At 65.4% G+C, this 17,963-nt stretch carries 15 protein-coding genes; 8 read left to right on the plus strand and 7 right to left on the minus strand.

Annotation, left to right across the window (positions count from 1 at the left end; translation table 11 throughout):
* Positions 1-11 precede the first annotated feature (11 nt).
* From AC5RWX_RS10045 to AC5RWX_RS10065, 5 genes are all read right to left on the minus strand, one after another.
* Positions 12-821, minus strand: a complete 810-nt coding sequence (locus AC5RWX_RS10045; RefSeq protein ID WP_493942017.1) for an IclR family transcriptional regulator — start codon at positions 819-821, stop codon at positions 12-14.
* A gap of 60 nt (positions 822-881) precedes the next feature.
* Positions 882-1,301 carry a cupin domain-containing protein gene (locus AC5RWX_RS10050; protein ID WP_493942016.1) on the minus strand — a complete coding sequence of 140 codons (420 nt, stop codon included), beginning with the start codon at positions 1,299-1,301 and terminating at the stop codon, positions 882-884.
* A gap of 3 nt (positions 1,302-1,304) precedes the next feature.
* Entirely contained in the window at positions 1,305-2,132 is an 828-nt protein-coding gene (locus AC5RWX_RS10055; protein ID WP_493944853.1) for a creatininase, read from the minus strand.
* A gap of 114 nt (positions 2,133-2,246) precedes the next feature.
* The gene (locus AC5RWX_RS10060) at positions 2,247-3,500 is read right to left on the minus strand and encodes a M24 family metallopeptidase (protein ID WP_493943158.1); all 1,254 of its coding nucleotides are present in this window, start codon (positions 3,498-3,500) and stop codon (positions 2,247-2,249) included.
* A 72-nt stretch (positions 3,501-3,572) separates the two neighbouring features.
* Positions 3,573-5,159: a purine-cytosine permease family protein gene (locus tag AC5RWX_RS10065; RefSeq protein WP_494097349.1), complete on the minus strand. Its 1,587-nt coding sequence runs from the start codon at positions 5,157-5,159 to the stop codon at positions 3,573-3,575.
* Positions 5,160-5,327: 168 nt separating this feature from the next.
* Between AC5RWX_RS10065 and AC5RWX_RS10070 the strand changes: the two genes are divergently transcribed.
* A complete protein-coding gene (locus AC5RWX_RS10070) occupies positions 5,328-6,833 on the plus strand; it encodes a PucR family transcriptional regulator (RefSeq protein WP_493944851.1) in 1,506 nt (501 codons plus the stop codon).
* Positions 6,834-6,953: 120 nt separating this feature from the next.
* Here AC5RWX_RS10070 and AC5RWX_RS10075 read toward each other — a convergent pair whose 3' ends face one another.
* Complete coding sequence (locus tag AC5RWX_RS10075; RefSeq protein WP_494097350.1) at positions 6,954-8,048, minus strand: YkvI family membrane protein; 1,095 nt, start codon at positions 8,046-8,048, stop codon at positions 6,954-6,956.
* Between the two features lie 160 nt (positions 8,049-8,208).
* Complete coding sequence (locus AC5RWX_RS10080) at positions 8,209-8,877, minus strand: GntR family transcriptional regulator (protein WP_493941792.1); 669 nt, start codon at positions 8,875-8,877, stop codon at positions 8,209-8,211.
* A gap of 170 nt (positions 8,878-9,047) precedes the next feature.
* Between AC5RWX_RS10080 and glyA the strand changes: the two genes are divergently transcribed.
* The 7 genes from glyA to purU are packed head-to-tail and all read left to right on the plus strand — an operon-like array spanning position 9,048 to position 17,864.
* Positions 9,048-10,343 (plus strand): serine hydroxymethyltransferase, encoded by a 1,296-nt coding sequence (gene glyA / locus AC5RWX_RS10085; protein ID WP_494097351.1) that lies wholly within the window; start codon positions 9,048-9,050, stop codon positions 10,341-10,343.
* Positions 10,343-11,560, plus strand: coding sequence for a sarcosine oxidase subunit beta family protein (locus AC5RWX_RS10090; RefSeq protein ID WP_493941790.1), 1,218 nt, complete (start codon positions 10,343-10,345; stop codon positions 11,558-11,560). Before glyA ends, AC5RWX_RS10090 begins: the two co-directional genes overlap by 1 nt.
* 14 nt (positions 11,561-11,574) lie before the next feature.
* The gene (locus AC5RWX_RS10095; RefSeq protein WP_493941789.1) at positions 11,575-11,928 is read left to right on the plus strand and encodes a sarcosine oxidase subunit delta; all 354 of its coding nucleotides are present in this window, start codon (positions 11,575-11,577) and stop codon (positions 11,926-11,928) included.
* On the plus strand, positions 11,925-14,876 hold the full coding sequence (locus tag AC5RWX_RS10100) for a sarcosine oxidase subunit alpha family protein (protein WP_494097352.1): 2,952 nt from the start codon (positions 11,925-11,927) through the stop codon (positions 14,874-14,876). The genes AC5RWX_RS10095 and AC5RWX_RS10100 overlap by 4 nt, the downstream gene beginning before the upstream one ends.
* Positions 14,869-15,528, plus strand: coding sequence for a sarcosine oxidase subunit gamma (locus AC5RWX_RS10105; RefSeq protein WP_494097353.1), 660 nt, complete (start codon positions 14,869-14,871; stop codon positions 15,526-15,528). Before AC5RWX_RS10100 ends, AC5RWX_RS10105 begins: the two co-directional genes overlap by 8 nt.
* Position 15,529: 1 nt before the next feature.
* The gene (locus tag AC5RWX_RS10110) at positions 15,530-16,981 is read left to right on the plus strand and encodes an L-serine ammonia-lyase (RefSeq protein ID WP_493941786.1); all 1,452 of its coding nucleotides are present in this window, start codon (positions 15,530-15,532) and stop codon (positions 16,979-16,981) included.
* Positions 16,982-17,000: 19 nt separating this feature from the next.
* The gene (purU, locus tag AC5RWX_RS10115; RefSeq protein ID WP_493944845.1) at positions 17,001-17,864 is read left to right on the plus strand and encodes a formyltetrahydrofolate deformylase; all 864 of its coding nucleotides are present in this window, start codon (positions 17,001-17,003) and stop codon (positions 17,862-17,864) included.
* Positions 17,865-17,963: the final 99 nt, after the last annotated feature.

The raw sequence follows: 17,963 nt of genomic DNA on the forward strand, positions 1-17,963 counted from the left end.
GAAAGCCGGGTTCAGCTCTCCCGGGAGTAACCCATTCTGGCGCTGATGTTGTGTCCCGCCTGCTTGACGTCCTCGATCAGGTCGGGCATCTCCTGGGGTTTGAACCGGAACGCAGGACCGGAAATGCTGACGGATCCGATCACGGCGCCCAAGTGGTCCCACACCGGTACGGCGATTGAATTGAGGCCGATCTCGAATTCTTCCGTGACAACTGCGTATCCGTTGGAGGCTACCGACAGCAGCTCTTTTTCCAGCTTCTGCCTGGAAGTGATTGTCTTGGCCGTCAGTGCCGGCAACCGCGTCTGCTTCACGATCTGTAAACGGTCTTCCGAGCTGAGCCCGGCCAGCAGCACCTTGCCGCTGGAGGTGGCGTGCAAAGGTGTCAGGCTGCCGATCCAGTCGTACGTCGCCAACGTGGAGGTGCCGCGGGCCTGGTCCACGTTGACCGCATAGTTGGAACGCAGCACCGCCAGGTTCACGGTTTCTTTGTACTGTTCAGCCAGGTGCTCCAGGACCGGGCGGGCCTCACGGACCAGGCTCAGGTTGCCGGGGATGGAGTTGGCCAGCCGCAATATGCCGAACCCCAACTGGTATTTCCCGCGCTCGGTGTTCTGCTGGACCATGCCCCGGTGGTCCAGCGACGCCAGAAGCCGTGAGGCGGTGGACTTGTGCACCCCCATTTCCTCGGCGATGTCACTGACGCCGGATTCGCCGCGCCGGGCCAGGATTTCCAGCACGGTGATGGCGCGGTCGACGGACTGCACACCCCGGTTCAGGTTTTCCGGGGATGCCTCGTCGTCGAGCTCTTCAGGATCAGCCATGGGACCATAATCTCAAATTCCGTGCGCGGCGACGGTTTGTGGCACGAGACGGAGCGCCGCTTAGCTCGTGGCGTTGCCTAGCCGGGCAGCCTTAGCCGACCGGTGCGAACCAAAGGCGGAGTAGTCGGCTGAGCCGGGCTCGCCCCAAACGACCAGCACGCGCAGCGAGCCGGAGCCGGTATTGGCCAGATCGTGCTCCGAACCCGCCGGCGCCAACACTGCGTCCCCGGCGGCCAGATCATGGACCTGGCCGTCCACCGTCATCCGCGCTTTCCCCTCCATCACCACATAGAGTTCCTCGAGTGCGCGACTGCTGTGGGGATGGGAGTGCATGCCCTCGGTTCCGCCCGGCGGCAGTTCCCACGTCTGCACGGCCACCGGCAGGCGGGACTGTTCCTGGAACAGCCACTGCATCTTCACCGGTGCCGTGCCGCCGTGGAGGTGGTAGTCAAAGGCATAATCGCCGCGTCGTTCCAGCATGTTTCAGAGCGCACCGACTGATTCGGCAGCGTCCTGGCGGACCGGCTGCGGCGCCGTGACGGGAAACTCGTGGGAGAGCGCGGCGGCCATGCCGGCGGAAGCGCGTTCCAGCAGGATGACGCCTTTCGCGGCCGTGGCCTCGGCGGCGGAGGAGAGGCAGCCGGAGGCCGGGGTCAGTTCGGGCCTGACCGGCAGGACGTCGTAGTTGGGCAGGACGGCGGGCGGGGCATCGACTACCTTGTCCATCCGGACCCGCTCCGGATAAAGGTGCAGCATCAGGGATGTTTCCAGAACGCCGCCGTGTTCAAGGTCCCAGCCGGTGAAGCCGTTCGGGTACAACTCGGCGATGGTCGCGTCGTCAACAAAGTCCCAGTAGGAGAGCAGGACCACTTTGGCGTCGTCGATGCCGCTTTGCTGCAGCTCGCGCAGTGCCAGGTCGACTCCTTCGTACAGGAACTGGTAATTCTCGAAATGGCCGTTGACGAAGGCGATGTTCCGGGCACCGTGCCGGGCGAATTCCAGCGTCAGAGTCTTGGCGATGGCAATCATGGTGGAGGCGTCCAGGCTGGTGGTGCCGGGGATGTGGTTGCCGCCGCCCGAACGCTGCTGGGACTTGTAGCCGTAGACCACTGGTGCCGCCACCAGTGCGTCGATGGCCGTTGCCGTGGCTCCGGCAAGCGCCTTGGAGAGGAGCACATCGACATTGAGCGGCATGTGCGGGCCGTGCTGTTCGATGGAGCCAACGGGGATCAGCACCAGGGCGTTATCCTCGCTGATGCGTTCGCGGTAGGTAAAGGCGTCCAGTTCTTCCATGTACACGCTGGTGCGCATGCTGTCTCCAAGATCGTTGTTGTGGGCCCGGCCGCAGACGGCGGGCCCTGTTAGTGCGGTAGATATGGTGCTGCTGGGGCGGGACCGAACGGTCCCGCCCCAGCAGGGTTCAGGTCAGGCCTGGATGATGTTGTTTTCCGGGCCGAAGCCGAACTTGGTGATGTTTTCGACGCTGTCTTCGCCGATCACCAGGATGTCGTGTTCGCGGTAGCCGCCGGCACCGGGTTCGCCGTCGGCGACGGTGATCATCGGTTCCATCGAAACGACCATGCCCGGTTCGAGGACGGTTTCGATGTCCTCGCGCAGTTCCAGGCCGGCTTCGCGTCCGTAGTAGTGCGAGAGGACGCCGAAGGAGTGGCCGTAGCCGAAGGTGCGGTTGGGCAGCAGGCCGTGGCCGATGTAGATCTCGTTCAGTTCCGCGGCGATGTCCTTGCAGACGGCGCCGGGCTTGATCAGTTCCAGGCCGCGGCGGTGGACCTCCACGTTGACGTTCCACAGTTCCAGGGAGCGCTCGTCCGGCTCGCCCAGGAACAGGGTCCGTTCCAGCGCGGTGTAGTAGCCGGAGGTCATCGGGAAGCAGTTCAGGGACAGGATGTCTCCGCGCTGCAGTTTGCGGGTGGTGGCCCAGTTGTGCGCGCCGTCGGTGTTGATGCCGGACTGGAACCAGACCCAGGTGTCGCGGACTTCGCGGTGCGGGAAGGTGCGGGCGATCTCGTGCACCATGGCTTCGGTGCCGATCAGTGCCACTTCGTACTCGGTGATGCCTTCGCGGATGGCGGCCTTGATGGCTTCGCCGCCCAGGTCGCCGATCCGGGCGCCGTGCTTGATGACCTCGATTTCCTCGGCCGACTTGATCATCCGCTGGCGCATCGCGTCCTGGGAGACGTCGAGCAGTTCGGCGCCCTCGAATGCGGCCTGGATGCGCTGGCGGGTCATCAGCGGCAGTGCGTCGTCCTCGACACCGAGGCGGCGGGCGCTGACGCCGCGCTGGCGCAGGGCTTCCTGCAGGCCGAAGTAAAAGTTGTCGCGCCGCCAGTCGGTGTAGACGATGTTCTCGCCGTAGCTGGTGCGCCAGGGCATGCCGGCGTCGATGTTCGCGGTGACGGTGACCGAGTCGTCGGCGGTGACCACCAGGGCGTAGTTGCGGCCGAACGTGGTGTACAGGAAATCCGAGTAGTACTTGATGCCGTGGTAGCTGGTCAGGATGACTGCGTCGAGGTCCTTGGCGGCCATGATGGCACGCAGCCCGGTCAGGCGGCGTTCGAACTCCGCATCGGAGAAGGTCAGTTGCTGCTTTTCTCCGTTGTGCAGGACCTTGAGGCGCTCGAGTTCGGAAACGCTGTTCACTGAGCTGGGGGCGATGGTCATGGAATCTCCTTTTAGTGCTGTTCTTACAGGGGGACGTAGTGGTTTGGACAGTCCCGGTGATTCGGGCTGGGATTAAGGGGTGGGTGCAACCGTCCGGTTCTCGGGAGCGGGAGGAGTGTCGGTGTGGACAGACTCTTCAGACTCCACCAAGGCCGTTTCGCAGCTTCCGTAGTTCTTCAGGAACTCCTCGTCGGAACTGCTTTCCTTGAGGCCCAGTGGGATGCCGGCGGCGATGCGTGACCGGAACCGGGGGTAGCCGAGGATGAAGTAGACGCCGGCAGCCGTCACCGTTCCGCCGAGCCAGGAGAAGTCGACGCCGCCGACGGCCCTGGCGAGGGGACCCTGCAGGACGGGGACGGAACCGTACATGCACATCCAGGTCATGAAGATGCCGGCGAAGAAGGCGATGAAGGCAGACGGGTTGAAGGCCTTGAGCTGCGTGTCCTTGACTCCGCGGAACAGGTAGCTGAAGTTCTTGTGGTGGCGTTCGAAAACGAAGTAGTGCACGGCCATGATGCCGCCCCAGGTAGCGACCCAGGCTGCAATCGCGATGATCCAGTTGTGCAGCAGGTGGGCGAAGTCGGTCGCGAACATGAATCCGATGACCGCTGCCATGGCGAGGCAACCCACGAGGATGGAGAGCTTCTTGCGGGAGACCTGGATGTCCAATGCCTGGGTGGCGACACTGAAGGTGTACATGTTGATGATGTTCGTGGCGATGGGGCCGTGAATGACCAGCAGAATGACAGGGATCGCGAAGGTTCCGTAGCTTTCAACGATGAGGTGGCCGGGATCGGCGGTGCCGTTCTTCGTTGCCAGGCTTGCACCCAAGACGCCGAGCCAGACAACCGGGAGGAACTGGCCCAAGACGCTGACGATGTAGAGCTTGGATGGGCGGATCTTCTTGCTGACGAAGCGGGAGTAATCGGGGGCGTAGGTGAACCAGCCGATACCCCAACCGATGCCGATGGCGGTCATGATGGACGACATGGCGGCGATGCGCGGCATTCCGCTGAGCACTTCGCCCACCGGGCCCTGGTAGGTCCAGTCGATGTCCAGCTGGGTCCAGGCCACGACTGACATGGCAATCAGCACCAGCACTGTCGGCGGCATGGTGATGCGCTCGAAGCGCGAGATGGCCCGGTAGCCGCGGTAGCAAATGGCGACCTGGATACCCATGATCACCGCCGCTGTGGCGATGCGCCAGCCCAGGTTGCTCTGAGCGGGGTCAACCCAGCCGATCATCCCGAACAGAGCCATGATGAGATCCAGGATCACCCAGGTGTTGACAGCAGACCAGCCAATGGCGATCACGGCTTGGATGGCGGCCGGCAAGTAGGCGCCGCGGCGGCCGAAGGCTCCGCGGGCGAGGAGCATGCCGGTAGCGCCGGTGCGCTGGCCCAAGATGACGAAGAAGCCGAAACCGAGCATGCCGATGACGTTTCCGGCGATGAGGACCGTCAGTGTATCGGCGAGGCTAAGGCCGAGGTGAATACCCAGCGCGCCCAGGATCCAGTTGATCGGGGCGACGTTGGCTCCGGCCCAGATCCAGAACTGGCCGGAGAGCTTTGTGGTGCGGGCCGATTCAGGAACCGGCTGCAGGATGTCTTCTACGTGTTGTGTACTTTGTTCGGACTTTGTAGCGGATCTCTGGCTCATAGCAGTTCTCCTGAATGATTTGGGAACGGGAGGCGGAGCAGGACTGCATCCAGAGTAGAGGTGATCCAGCTCACAGCGTATATTCGGAATGTAACCACTTGTACGCCAGGCGGGTGACACTCTGTCGCTGCGGTGTCGGTCGAATGTTCAAAATGATGGAGTTTTTGCATGGTCGTCATGTTGTCGGAGGTGCTGCAGCTCGAACTGATGCAGCGTGCCAATCCCTTGGTGCGGGCCGGGAAGGAACTGATCGGGGCCGGCAAGGTGAGGTGGGTGCATTCGAGTGAAGTGCTCGAGATTGCACCGCTTCTGCGGGGTCAGGAGCTGCTGCTCAGCGGCGGAGACGCCCTGTTGAACCTGAGGCCGGCCGCCCAACAGGAGTACGTCCGCAGCTTGGCGGCCCGGCACGTGACCGCGTTGGCGATTCAAACTGCGGGTGGTCGTGCCCTGTCCGACGAACTCGTCCAAGCCGCTGAGGAAGCTGGCCTGCCGCTGATCGAGTTGCGGCGCGTCGTCCCCTTTGTGGAGATCGCGGAAGAGGTCAACCGGAAGGTTGTAGTCGAACACGTCACCGCCCTGCAGACCGCGGATTCCATTTCACAGCGCTTGGCGGAACACCTGGCGTCGTCCGGTCCAGCACTCCGCCCTCTCATCGAAATCGTCTCGCAGTCGCTGCGGATCGAGGCTGCCTTGCTGGATCCCAGTGGAAGCGTGCTGGAGTTCGCGGGCGGCTTTCCTCCCGATGCCACATCAGTCAATGTCGAATCCGATATTTTCGTTGGCAGTTTGGTCTCTGCCCGGCTGCGGCTCCAAAGCCGGCTGGACGTCCCGCCGGAGTTGCTGAAGACGGTGGGGGAGCGGATCGGCAGCATCCTGGCCCTGGCCGTATCCCAGCAGCACCGTCCGTCAGCGGAGCAGATTGCCCATATGGCCCTGATGCGGGCCGTTGTCAGCGGGGCGGGCGCCTCCCAGATCCACGACTTGTGCACGGCGGCGGGAGTGTCGACGGAACAGCCGGTTTTCGTCATGGGGTTTCGCCGGATCGGCCTGAGCAGTGTGCGGGGAGTAGCGGAAAAATCGCTCAGGTCCCGGTGTCCCAACGCCCTGACCTATCTGGACGGCGAAAGCCTGTGGGCTATGGTCCAGCTCAGTATCAGCGGGACGCGCCAAGAGCGGCGCGAACTTCTGGAAGGGCTGCGTGCCGACCTCCGCGGTCAAGCGGTGGCGGGCGCCGTGGGGCCAACGGTGGCGACGCCGCTGGATGCCCACTCGTCACTGGTCGAAGCCCGGCTCACTCAAGCGGTCGGCGCTCCCGGCGATCTGGAATCCAACATCCGCGACTGTGAGGATTTCCTGCTCGACCGACTGGCAGCCCGTGAGCTTGCCGGGCCGGTCATCGGACGCATCACCCAAGAACTGCTGGGCGAACTGCTGGACTATGAGCATCGGCGGGGAACACGCCTGCTCGATACCCTCGATGCCTGGCTGATCAGCGGCTGCAATTCTGCCGTAGCCGCCCGGGTCCTTTTCATCGAGCGTCAAACCCTGCACAAGCGGCTGCGCAAGATCTTCGAGCTGATCGGCGGCGACCCCCGGGGCAGCGCGAAATTGCCAGGACTCTATTTGGCGGTCCACCTGGCCAAGAACCCGTCGCCGGTAGGGGTCAGCGTCTGAGGACCGTGCGGGCTGCAAGACCGTGCGGGCGGTTCGAAGCGGGGGCCTGCATGCCGGGGCCGGGCAACCCTGTTTGAGCTGCTCCGGCCCCGGTTCTGACTGCAGCGATTCCTGCTCTGGTCAGAGCCGCTGGCGTCGGAGCAGCCGTGTGCCCGTCTTGACCAGCATCAGGACCAACAGCAGGATGCCTACATAGCCGTTGATGACATACACGATATTGACCATCTGGGAGAACGGGAGGAGTAGGCCTATAACGGTCCCGATGGCGGCGAGAGCTAGGGTGAGGTACTTGAACCGGGGCGTCTTGTCGGCGAAGAAGCGCGATGAGACTGTCCACAACAACGGGACGGCCGTCGTGTAGATGCCTGCGAGGATCATGAGGGAAATTCCGGAGGCTATCAGCGGGCCAACGTCGCTCGCCAGAACGAGCATCGGAATCTCGGTCCCGCCGACGCGCGTGATGTTCGCGAGCAGGCCCAGCCCGACGATGATGCAGGCCACCGAGAAGGCAACTGCCCCGACCAGCCCGCCGGAGGCCGCTTCCCGGCGGTTACGCGCCGTCTTGCCCAGCGCCGTGAGGAAAGCCGCCAGCCACAGCATGCAGAAGCCGACGTAGGACAGGCCGGACATGAACCAGTTTGTCGAGGCCTGGGTTAGATCCAGTTCGGGCAGCAGCGCATTGCCTTCGGCGATCCCGCCCGGGTTCTGTAAGATCCCGACGATGCCGAGTGCAATCGCGATGACAACGATGAGAGGGCCGATCTTGCCGATGACGTCAACCAAGCTCTTCAGGCCGAACCACACGCTGATACCCACCGCGACGGCCAGTCCGATGCCTCCGATGTATTTGGAAAGCTTGTAATGCTCCTCGAAGACTGCGCCCGCCCCGGAGACCATTACCGTGAAGCTCAGGAAGACGAAAAGGACAGAGAAGAAGTCAAAGAACGTTCCCAGGTACTTGCCGCAGTAGTAGTGGAATATCAATGACGGACGCTCAAACTTCTTCGCCTGGCCGACAGAGAAGAACTCAACGGCAACGTAAGTCATGAGTACAAGGACCAAGATCCCGGTGCCAAAAATCCCCCAGTAGCCGTAGGACGTAAAGTACTGCAGGATTTCCTGGCCGGTTGCGAATCCGGAGCCGATAAGGAAAGCCACAATTGCACCGGCATAGGTCAGAACCCGGAGCGGGCTCGTTTTTTCGACGGTATCCAAGTGTGCTGTTGTGTGCGATGTTTGTGTCAAGGTGCCCCCGCTATAGCTGATATATAAGTTTCTCGGGAACGATATGCGAGCAATGTGATCCAGTCAACATTTCACCGAATCTGTCGGAATGCGACTTTAAGCTCGTGGGAAGGATGCCCTCTGGCTGGGGTTACAGGACGCCGCGGATGGTCTTTTCAAAGCTGACGATGTGCTCAAGGGCGAGTTCGGCGGCACGGTCGGCATCGCCGTCGACAATTGAATCCAGCAGTTCCACATGCTCGCTGATGTGTCCGGAGACTGAGGGGACCTTGTCCAGTACCAGGCACCAGATCCGGGTGGCGAGATTGTCCAGCCGGATTAGCGTGTCCTCCAGATGCGGGTTGCCGGCGGCACGGTATATGGCCCGGTGCACGCTGAGGTCGTAGCGCATCAGGTCATGCTTTTCCGGCCCGTGCTCGTCGAGCTTCTCGATATCCCGGGCCAGCTGCGAGAGTTCTGCGCGCATGGTTTCGCCGGCTGCTTCCGCAGCCTTGCGGGCGGCGAGCGGTTCCAGCACGCGCCGAAGCTCAGACACTGCGGCCAGTTCGGTGATGTCCACGATGGTGGCGAAGGTGCCGCGCCGCGGGTAGGAGATGACCAGGTGGTCGATCTCCAGCTTCTTCAGGGCTTCGCGCACGGGAGTGCGGCCGAAGCCCAGCTGGGCCGCCAACTGGCCGTCGTTGATCGGGGCGCCGGGCCGGATGTCCAGCATGATCAGCTTGTCCCGCAGGGCCCGGTAAGCCTGTTCGGCCAGCGACAGGGGCTCGGCGCCGGCGTCGGTTTCGGCGGTGATGCTCATGGTGCTCCTTGCTGGGTCGGTGGGCATTGACGGTGCAGCCGGTGCGGAAATCTGACTGTTGCAACGAAGGTCTTGACGTGTTGTGATCCCCATCATACTATTGCAATCAGTTCTGATATATCAGTCACACATTAGTTGTGATCGAGCAGTTTCTTCAAAGGAGTTATCGGATGGAGAACACCCTTTCCACCACTCTGGCAGCCGCCGACCCCGAGGTCGCCGCAGCCATTGACCGCGAACTGGAGCGGCAGCAGTCCACCCTGGAGATGATCGCGTCGGAGAACTTCGCGCCCCAGGCTGTGATGGAAGCCCAAGGATCGGTGCTGACCAACAAGTACGCCGAAGGCTATCCGGGCCGGCGTTACTACGGCGGCTGCGAGCACGTGGACGTGATCGAGCAGTTGGCAATCGACCGGGTCAAGGAACTCTTCGGAGCAGAGGCCGCCAACGTCCAGCCGCACTCCGGCGCGCAAGCCAACGCGGCGGCGATGTTCGCACTGCTCACGCCTGGCGACACCATCCTGGGCCTGGATCTGGCGCACGGCGGCCACCTGACCCACGGCATGAAGATCAACTTCTCCGGCAAGCTCTACAACGTGGTTTCCTATGGTGTGTCCGAGAGCGACCACCAGATCGACATGGCGGAAGTGGAGCGGCTCGCCGTCGAGCACGAGCCGAAGCTGATTGTGGCCGGCTGGTCCGCCTACACCCGGCAGCTGGATTTCGCCGAGTTCCGCCGCATCGCGGACAAGGTCGGCGCCTACCTGATGGTGGACATGGCGCACTTCGCCGGACTCGTCGCCGCCGGACTGCACCCGAACCCGGTGCCCTATGCCGACGTCGTCACCACCACAACCCACAAAACGCTGGGCGGCCCGCGCGGGGGAGTCATCCTTTCCAAGCAGGAGCTGGCCAAGAAGATCAACTCCGCGGTGTTCCCCGGCCAGCAGGGCGGCCCGCTGGAGCACGTCGTGGCGGCCAAGGCCGTGGCCTTCAAGTTCGCAGCCTCCGATGAGTTCGCCGACCGGCAGCGCCGCACGCTCGAAGGCTCGCAGCTGCTGGCCAAGCGCCTGCTGGCCGACGACGTGGCAGCCGCCGGCATCAGCCTGGTCAGCGGCGGCACCGACGTGCACCTGGTCCTGGTGGACCTGCGCCACTCCGACCTGGACGGCCAGCAGGCCGAGGACCGGCTGCACTCCATCGGCATCACGGTAAACCGCAACGCCGTCCCCTTCGATCCGCGCCCGCCGATGGTCTCGTCGGGCCTGCGGATCGGCACCCCGGCACTGGCCACCCGCGGCTTCGGTACCGCCGAATTCACCGAGGTGGCCGACATCATCGCCGCCGCGCTGACCCGCGAACCCGCCGCCGACCTGCTGTCCGAACTGCGCAGCCGGGTCACCGTGCTGGCGGAGAAGTTCCCGCTGTACCCCAACCTGAACGCCAAGCCGAACGGAGCCGCATAATGGCCGACCTGCTGCCCGAGCATCCGGATTTCCTCTGGCGGAATCCCGAGCCGAAATCCTCCTACGACGCCGTCATCGTTGGCGGTGGTGGCCACGGACTGGCCACCGCCTACTTCCTGGCCAAGAACCACGGCATGACCAACATTGCGATCCTGGAACGCGGCTGGCTGGCCGGCGGCAACATGGCCCGCAACACCACGATCATCCGCTCCAACTATTTGTGGGATGAGTCGGCGGCCATCTACGAGCACTCGCTGAAGCTGTGGGAACAGCTGCCGGAGGAACTCGAATACGACTTCCTGTTCAGCCAGCGCGGCGTGCTCAACCTGGCCCACACACTGGGCGACGTCCGCGAGTCCGTCCGCCGGGTGGAGGCCAACAAGCTCAACGGCGTGGACGCCGAATGGCTGACCCCCGAAGAGGTCAAGGAAGTCTGCCCGATCGTCAATATCGGCGATAACATCCGCTACCCGGTCATGGGCGCCACCTACCAGCCGCGGGCCGGCATCGCCAAGCACGACCATGTGGCCTGGGCCTTCGCCCGCAAGTGCGACGAGATGGGCGTGGACATCATCCAGAACTGCGAGGTCACCGGCTTCCTCAAGGACGGCGACCGCGTGACCGGCGTCGAAACCACGCGCGGCCGCATCCTCACCGACAAGGTGGGGCTCGCAGCCGCCGGACACAGCTCGGTGCTGGCGGAACTGGCCGGTTTCCGGCTGCCGATCCAGTCGCACCCGCTGCAGGCCCTGGTGTCCGAGCTGTTCGAGCCGGTCCACCCCACCGTGGTGATGTCCAACCACGTCCACGTCTACGTCTCGCAGGCGCACAAGGGCGAACTGGTGATGGGCGCGGGCATCGACAGCTACAACGGGTACGGCCAACGCGGCGCTTTCCATGTCATCGAGGAACAGATGGCCGCCGCCGTCGAACTCTTCCCGATCTTTGCCCGCGCACACCTGCTGCGGACCTGGGGCGGCATCGTGGACACCACTCTGGACGCCTCGCCGATCATCGGCCCGACGCCGGTGGACGGCATGTTCGTCAACTGCGGCTGGGGCACCGGCGGCTTCAAGGGCACTCCGGGCGCCGGCTACACCTTCGCCCACACCATCGCCACCGGAGAAGCGCATCCGCTGAACGCACCGTTCGCGCTGGAGCGCTTCGAAACCGGCCACCTGATCGACGAACACGGCGCCGCTGCCGTGGCCCACTAGGAAGGACTTCCTCGATGATCCTGATCGAATGCCCCTACTGCGGGCCACGCGATGAAACCGAATACCATTACGGCGGCCAGGCACATGTGGCCTACCCCGCCGACCCGCACGCACTGAGCGACCGGGAATGGGCCCAGTACCTGTTCTACCGGGAGAACCGCAAGGGCCTCTTCGCCGAGCGGTGGTCCCACTCCGGCGGCTGCCGACGCTGGTTCAACGCCGTCCGCGACACCGTCAGCTACGAAATCAAGGCCGTCTACAAGGCCGGCGAACCACAGCCGGACCTGGCCGCGCTCGCCGCCCAGGCCAGTGCCACCCCGGCAACTGCAACCACACCGTCAACCGCACCGGAAGGAGCCGCGAAGTGAGCACCACCCAGACCCATCGCCTGGCCGATGGCGGCCGCGTCGACCGCAGTGCCGAACTGAGCTTCACGGTGGACGGCACCGCCTACACCGGCTACCGCGGCGACACCGTGGCCAGCGCGCTGCTGGCCAACGGCGTGATCCGCTGCGGGAACTCCATGTACCTGGACCGCCCGCGCGGCATCATGAGCGCCGGCGTGGAAGAGGCCAACGCGCTGATCCACGTGTCCGCCTCCGGCCCGGCCAACCCGGTCGACGAATCCATGCTGACCGCCACCACCGTGGAACTGCGTGACGGGCTGCAGGCCCGCTACCTGTCCGGGCTGGGCACGCTGGATCCGCGCGACGACACCGCACGCTACGACAAGAAATACGTCCACGCCGACGTGGTGATTGTCGGCTCCGGCCCGGCCGGCCTGGCAGCCGGCCGGGAAGCCGTCCGCGGCGGCGGCCGGGTGATCCTGATCGAGCAGGACACCGAATTCGGCGGCTCGCTGCTGTCCGCACCCGGCCAGCTGATCGAGGGCAAGCCTGCAGCCGAGTGGACCGCGGACGTGCTGGCCGAGCTCGCCGCGGCCGAGGACTGCACACTGCTGCGCCGCACCGTGGCCTTTGGCAGCTACGACTCCAACTACCTGCTGGCCAGCCAGCGCCGCACCGACCATCTGGGTGACGCTCCGGAAGGTGTTTCGCGCAGCCGGCTCTGGCACATCAGGGCCCAGCAGATTGTGCTCGCGCCGGGGTCCCTGGAGCGGCCGGTCACCTTTGCCAACAACGACCGGCCCGGCGTCATGCTGGCCGGCGCGGTGCGCAGCTACGTCAACCGCTACGCCGCGGCCCCGGGCCGCGCAGCGGTCTTCTTCACCACCAACGACAGTGTCTACGACGCCGTAGCGGACCTGCAGGCCGCGGGCCTCGCCGTCTCCGCCGTGGTGGACGCCCGCGCCGAGCTGTCCGCCAAGGCGACGGCGGCCCGCGAGTCCGGCGTCGAGGTGATCACCGGTTCCGCCGTGGTGGACACCGAGGGCGCCGGAGACGGCGGCCGGATCTCCGCCGTCACGGTAAGCGCCCTTGACGACGGCGGTGCTCCCGCCGGCGCTACCCGTCGGATCGAGTGCGATCTGTTGGCTGTCTCCGGCGGCTGGACTCCCACCATCCACCTGCACAGCCAGCGCCAGGGCAAGTCCCGCTGGGACGAGGATCTTGCCGCGTTCGTGCCGGTGGCTCCGGTGGCCGGCCAGCAAGTGGCCGGTGCGCTGAACGGCACCTTCGACACCGAGCACTGCGTGCTTGAAGGTGCGGCCGCGGGCCGTGCTGCAACGCAGGCCGCCGGATTCCCGGCACACGAGGCCGAGGCGACGGATCACGCTGAGCCGGGCGCCGCCGTCGTTCTGTCCGCGGAAGACCGGAAGGCCGCAGCGGGCGAATTCCGCCAGCTGTGGCTGGTGCCGGCCGCAGTCGAAGACGGTGGCGAGCCGGACTGGCGCAGCCATTTCGTGGACCTGCACCGGGACCAGACCGTGGCCGACGTGCTGCGGGCCACCGGAGCCGGCATGCGCAGCGTGGAGCACGTCAAGCGCTACACCTCCATCTCCACCGGCGACGAACAGGGCAAGACCTCCGGTGTGAACGTGATCGGCGTGATCGGGCATGCGCTCAAGAGCGGGGACATCGGCTCGATCGGCACCACCACCTACCGTGCGCCCTACACGCCGGTCGCCTTCGCGGCGCTCGCCGGACGCAAGCGCGGCGAACTCTTCGATCCGGCGCGGCTGACCCCGATGCACGAGTGGCATGTGGCCAGCGGGGCGGAGTTCGAGGACGTGGGCCAGTGGAAGCGTCCGTGGTTCTTCCCGAAGCCCGGCGAGGACATGGAGACCGCCGTGCTGCGCGAGTGTGCCGCGGTGCGCTCCTCGGTGGGCTTCATGGACGCCACCACCCTGGGCAAGATCGAGGTCCGCGGCAAGGACGCGGCCGAATTCCTGAACCGGATCTACACCAACGGCTACACCAAGCTGAAGGTGGGCAAATGCCGCTACGGCGTGATGTGCACACCGGACGGAATGATCTTCGACGACGGCACCGTCATGCGCCTGGCCGAGGACCGGTTCCTGCTGACCACCACCACCGGCGGTGCGGCAAAGGTGCTGGACTGGTTCGAAGAATGGCTGCAGACCGAGTGGCCGGAACTGGACGTGGTCTGCACGTCGGTCACCGAGCAGTTCGCCACAGTAGCCGTTGTCGGGCCGAAGTCGCGGGCGGTAGTGGCGAAGCTGGCGCCGGAACTGGACGTCTCCAACGAGGCCTTCGCGTTCATGGACTTCCGCGACGTCACGCTGGCCAACGGCATTCCGGCGCGGATCTGCCGGATCTCCTTCTCCGGCGAACTCGCCTTCGAAATCAACGTGGACGCCTGGTACGGCCGGGCTGTGTGGGATGCGGTGGCCGAGGCCGGCGCCGAGTACGGCATCACCCCCTACGGCACCGAGACCATGCACGTGCTGCGCGCCGAAAAGGGCTTCATCATCGTGGGCCAGGACACCGATGGCACCGTGACCCCGCAGGACGCCGGCATGGAGTGGATCGTCTCCAAGGCCAAGGACTTTGTGGGCAATCGCTCCTACAGCCGGGCCGACAACGTGCGTCCCGACCGCAAGCAATTGGTCGGTGTGCTCCCGGTGGACCAGGACGTGCTGCTGCCCGAAGGGTCGCAGTTGGTCAAGCAGGGCACCCGGGTCGCCCCGGCCGAGGCGCCCGTGCCGATGGAGGGCCACGTGACCTCCAGCTACCGCAGCGCCGCCCTGGGCCGCACCTTCGGCCTGGCGCTGATCAAGAACGGCCGCGACCGCATTGGCGAAACCCTGCTGGCCCCGCTGGACGGCAAGCTGGTGGAGGTCACCGTGGCAGACACCGTACTCTTCGACCCGGAAGGAAGCCGCCGAGATGGCTGAGCAACTGATGGAACAGTCCGTACACAATTCGACGCGGGCCGGTCAGCCGGTCCAACTGCGGCGCAGCCCGCTGGCCCACTTGGCAGAAGCCATCCGGGGCGGCGAGGTGGCGGGCGAACGCGGCGTGGCGCTGCGCGAAGTCCCGTTCCTGACCATGGTGGGCTTGCGTGCCGAGCCCGGTTCGGCCGCCGCTGCCGCCATTGAGACCGCCGCCGGAGTGCCGTTGCCCGGCAAGGTTGGCCAGGTCACCGGCGACCCGGAGGGCACCGCGGTGCTCTGGCTGGGACCGGACGAGTACCTGCTGGTCGCCCCGGACGGATCGGCAGCCGCCGCGGAACTGACTGCCGCGCTCGGCAGCCACCCGGGCGCCGTCGTCGATCTGTCGGCCAATCGCACCACCCTGGAGCTGTCCGGACCGTCGGCCCGACTGGTGCTGGAAAAGGGCTGCCACGCGGACCTGCATCCCCGGGTCTTCGGACCCGGCACAGCGCTCAGCACGCAGCTGGCCACGGTGCCGGTGCTGCTGTGGCAGACCGCTGAGCGTGAGGGCGGCCCGGTCTACCGGATCATGCCGCGGGCATCGTTCGCCGACTTCACCGCCCGGTGGCTGCTGGACGCGATGACGGAGTTCGCTGCGCCCGAGGTTGATTGAGATGGCACTGAGCGCGCTGGACTTGTTCTCGATCGGCATCGGGCCGTCGTCGTCGCACACGGTCGGTCCGATGCGGGCCGCGCGGCAGTTTGCCGAGTCGCTGGCTGAGGACGGGCTGCTGGATTCGGTGGCCCGGGTCAAATCGGAGCTGTTCGGCTCGCTCGGTGCCACCGGCGTCGGGCACGGGTCGGACAAGGCGGTGGTCCTGGGCCTGCAGGGCGAGGACCCGGAGTCGGTCGACCCCGACACGGCCGATGCGCAGGTGGCGGAGGCGGCCGAGGGGCGGAAGCTGCAGTTGGCAGGCAGGCACCCGGTGGTGTTCGACCGGGCGGCGGATGTGGTTTTGCACCGCCGCCGCTCGCTGCCGGCCCACCCCAATGGGATGACCTTCACCGCGTACGACGCCGATGGCTCGCCGGTGCGTGAATCCTCCTATTATTCGGTGGGCGGCGGGTTCGTGGTGCCGGCTGAAGAAGCCGAAGCGGCCGAGCAGGCCGCGGCGGCTGACAACGCTACCGGCGCCGCCGAGGCGACCCTGCCTGATGCGGCCGACGGCGGCCAGATCCCGTATCCGTTCAGCAGCGGCGCCGAACTGCTGGCCCGCTGCCGGGAGGCCGGGACCTCCATTGCCGGCGTGATGCTGGCGAACGAGCTGACCTGGCGGACCGAAGCCGAGCTGCGGGCTCAGCTGCTGCGGATCTGGGCGGTGATGCAGGAATGCGTGGAAAACGGCTGCACCCGCACCGAGGAGAGGCTGCCCGGATCACTGTTGGTCCGTCGTCGTGCTCCGGGGCTGCGGCGCAGGCTGCGCGCCGCCGAGGCGGCACGTGTCGCGGACGGCACGCCGGATGCGGACCCACTGTGGGCGATGGAATGGGTGAACCTGTACGCGCTGGCGGTCAACGAGGAGAACGCCTCCGGCGGGCGCATTGTCACCGCCCCCACCAACGGGGCGGCCGGAATCCTGCCCGCAGTGCTGCACTACTACACCAGGTTCGTGCCCGGCGCCGACGACGACAAGGTAGTGGACTTCCTGCTCACCGCGGCAGCCATCGGCATCCTGTTCAAGACCAACGCGTCGATCTCCGGCGCCGAGGTCGGCTGCCAGGGCGAGGTCGGTTCGGCTTGCTCGATGGCAGCCGGGGCTCTCTGTGCGGTGCTCGGCGGGACTCCCGAGCAGGTGGAAAACGCCGCCGAGGTGGGCATCGAGCACAACCTGGGCCTTACCTGCGATCCGGTGGGCGGCCTGGTGCAGATTCCGTGCATCGAGCGGAATGCCATCGCCAGCGTGAAGGCCATCAACGCGGCGCGGCTGGCGCTGGCCGGCGACGGCGACCACCGGGTCTCCCTGGACATGGCGATCAAAACCATGCGCGATACCGGGGCGGACATGAAGGCCAAATACAAGGAGACGTCCCGCGGCGGACTGGCCGTGAACGTTATTGAATGCTGAAGGAGAACGAGGTAGCACCATGCCGAACCACAATGAGCACATCCTGACGCTTGACTGCCCGGAGCGGCTGGGCCTGGTGCACGCCGTCTCCGGCTTCCTGGTGGAGCACGGGCAGACCATCCAGGAGCTCAATCAGTTCGACGACCGGCGGGCCGGGCATTTCTTCATGCGCACGGACTTCGCCGGGCAGAGCGGCACCGGAACATCCACCGAGGAGTTGCGCGCCGCCTTTGCGCCGCTGGCCGAGCAGTACGGGATGGCCTGGCAGCTGGAACCGAAGGGCCGCAAGCGGCGGGTGCTGGTGATGGTTTCCAAGTTCGGGCACTGCCTGAACGACCTGCTGTTCCGCTCGCGGATGGGGGAGCTGCCGGTGGAGATCGTCGCCGTGGTCTCCAACCACCTGGACCACAAGGGGCTGGTGGAGTGGCACAACATTCCCTACCACCATGTGCCGGTCACGCCGGAAACAAAACCTGCCGCGGAAGCCGAACTGCTGGAGCTGATCGACGCGCACGACGTGGAGTTGGTGGTGTTGGCCCGTTACATGCAGGTGCTCAGCGACCACCTCAGCCGGGAACTGACCGGGCGTACCATCAACATCCACCATTCGTTCCTGCCGAGTTTCAAGGGCGCCAAGCCCTACCACCAGGCGTATGAAAAGGGCGTCAAGACCGTCGGCGCCACCGCCCACTATGTCAACGCCGAGCTGGACGAGGGCCCGATCATCGCCCAGCAGACAGTGGAGGTCAACCATACGTTCGGTCCCGAGGATCTGGTGGCCGCCGGCCGCGATACGGAGTGCAAGGCGCTGACGAATGCGGTCAGGTGGCACTGCGAGGGACGGGTGATCCTGCACGGGAACCGGACGGTAGTTCTTCGCTAGTCCTCAGTTGGGTTGGGTAGCTTTCAACGCACTTAGACACCTCGCTCGTTCCTCGCTCGGCGATGCGTGCTTATGAAAGCTGCCCAACCCCTGAGACAT

The sequence above is a fragment of the Arthrobacter sp. SPT-J7 genome, assembly GCF_059089965.1.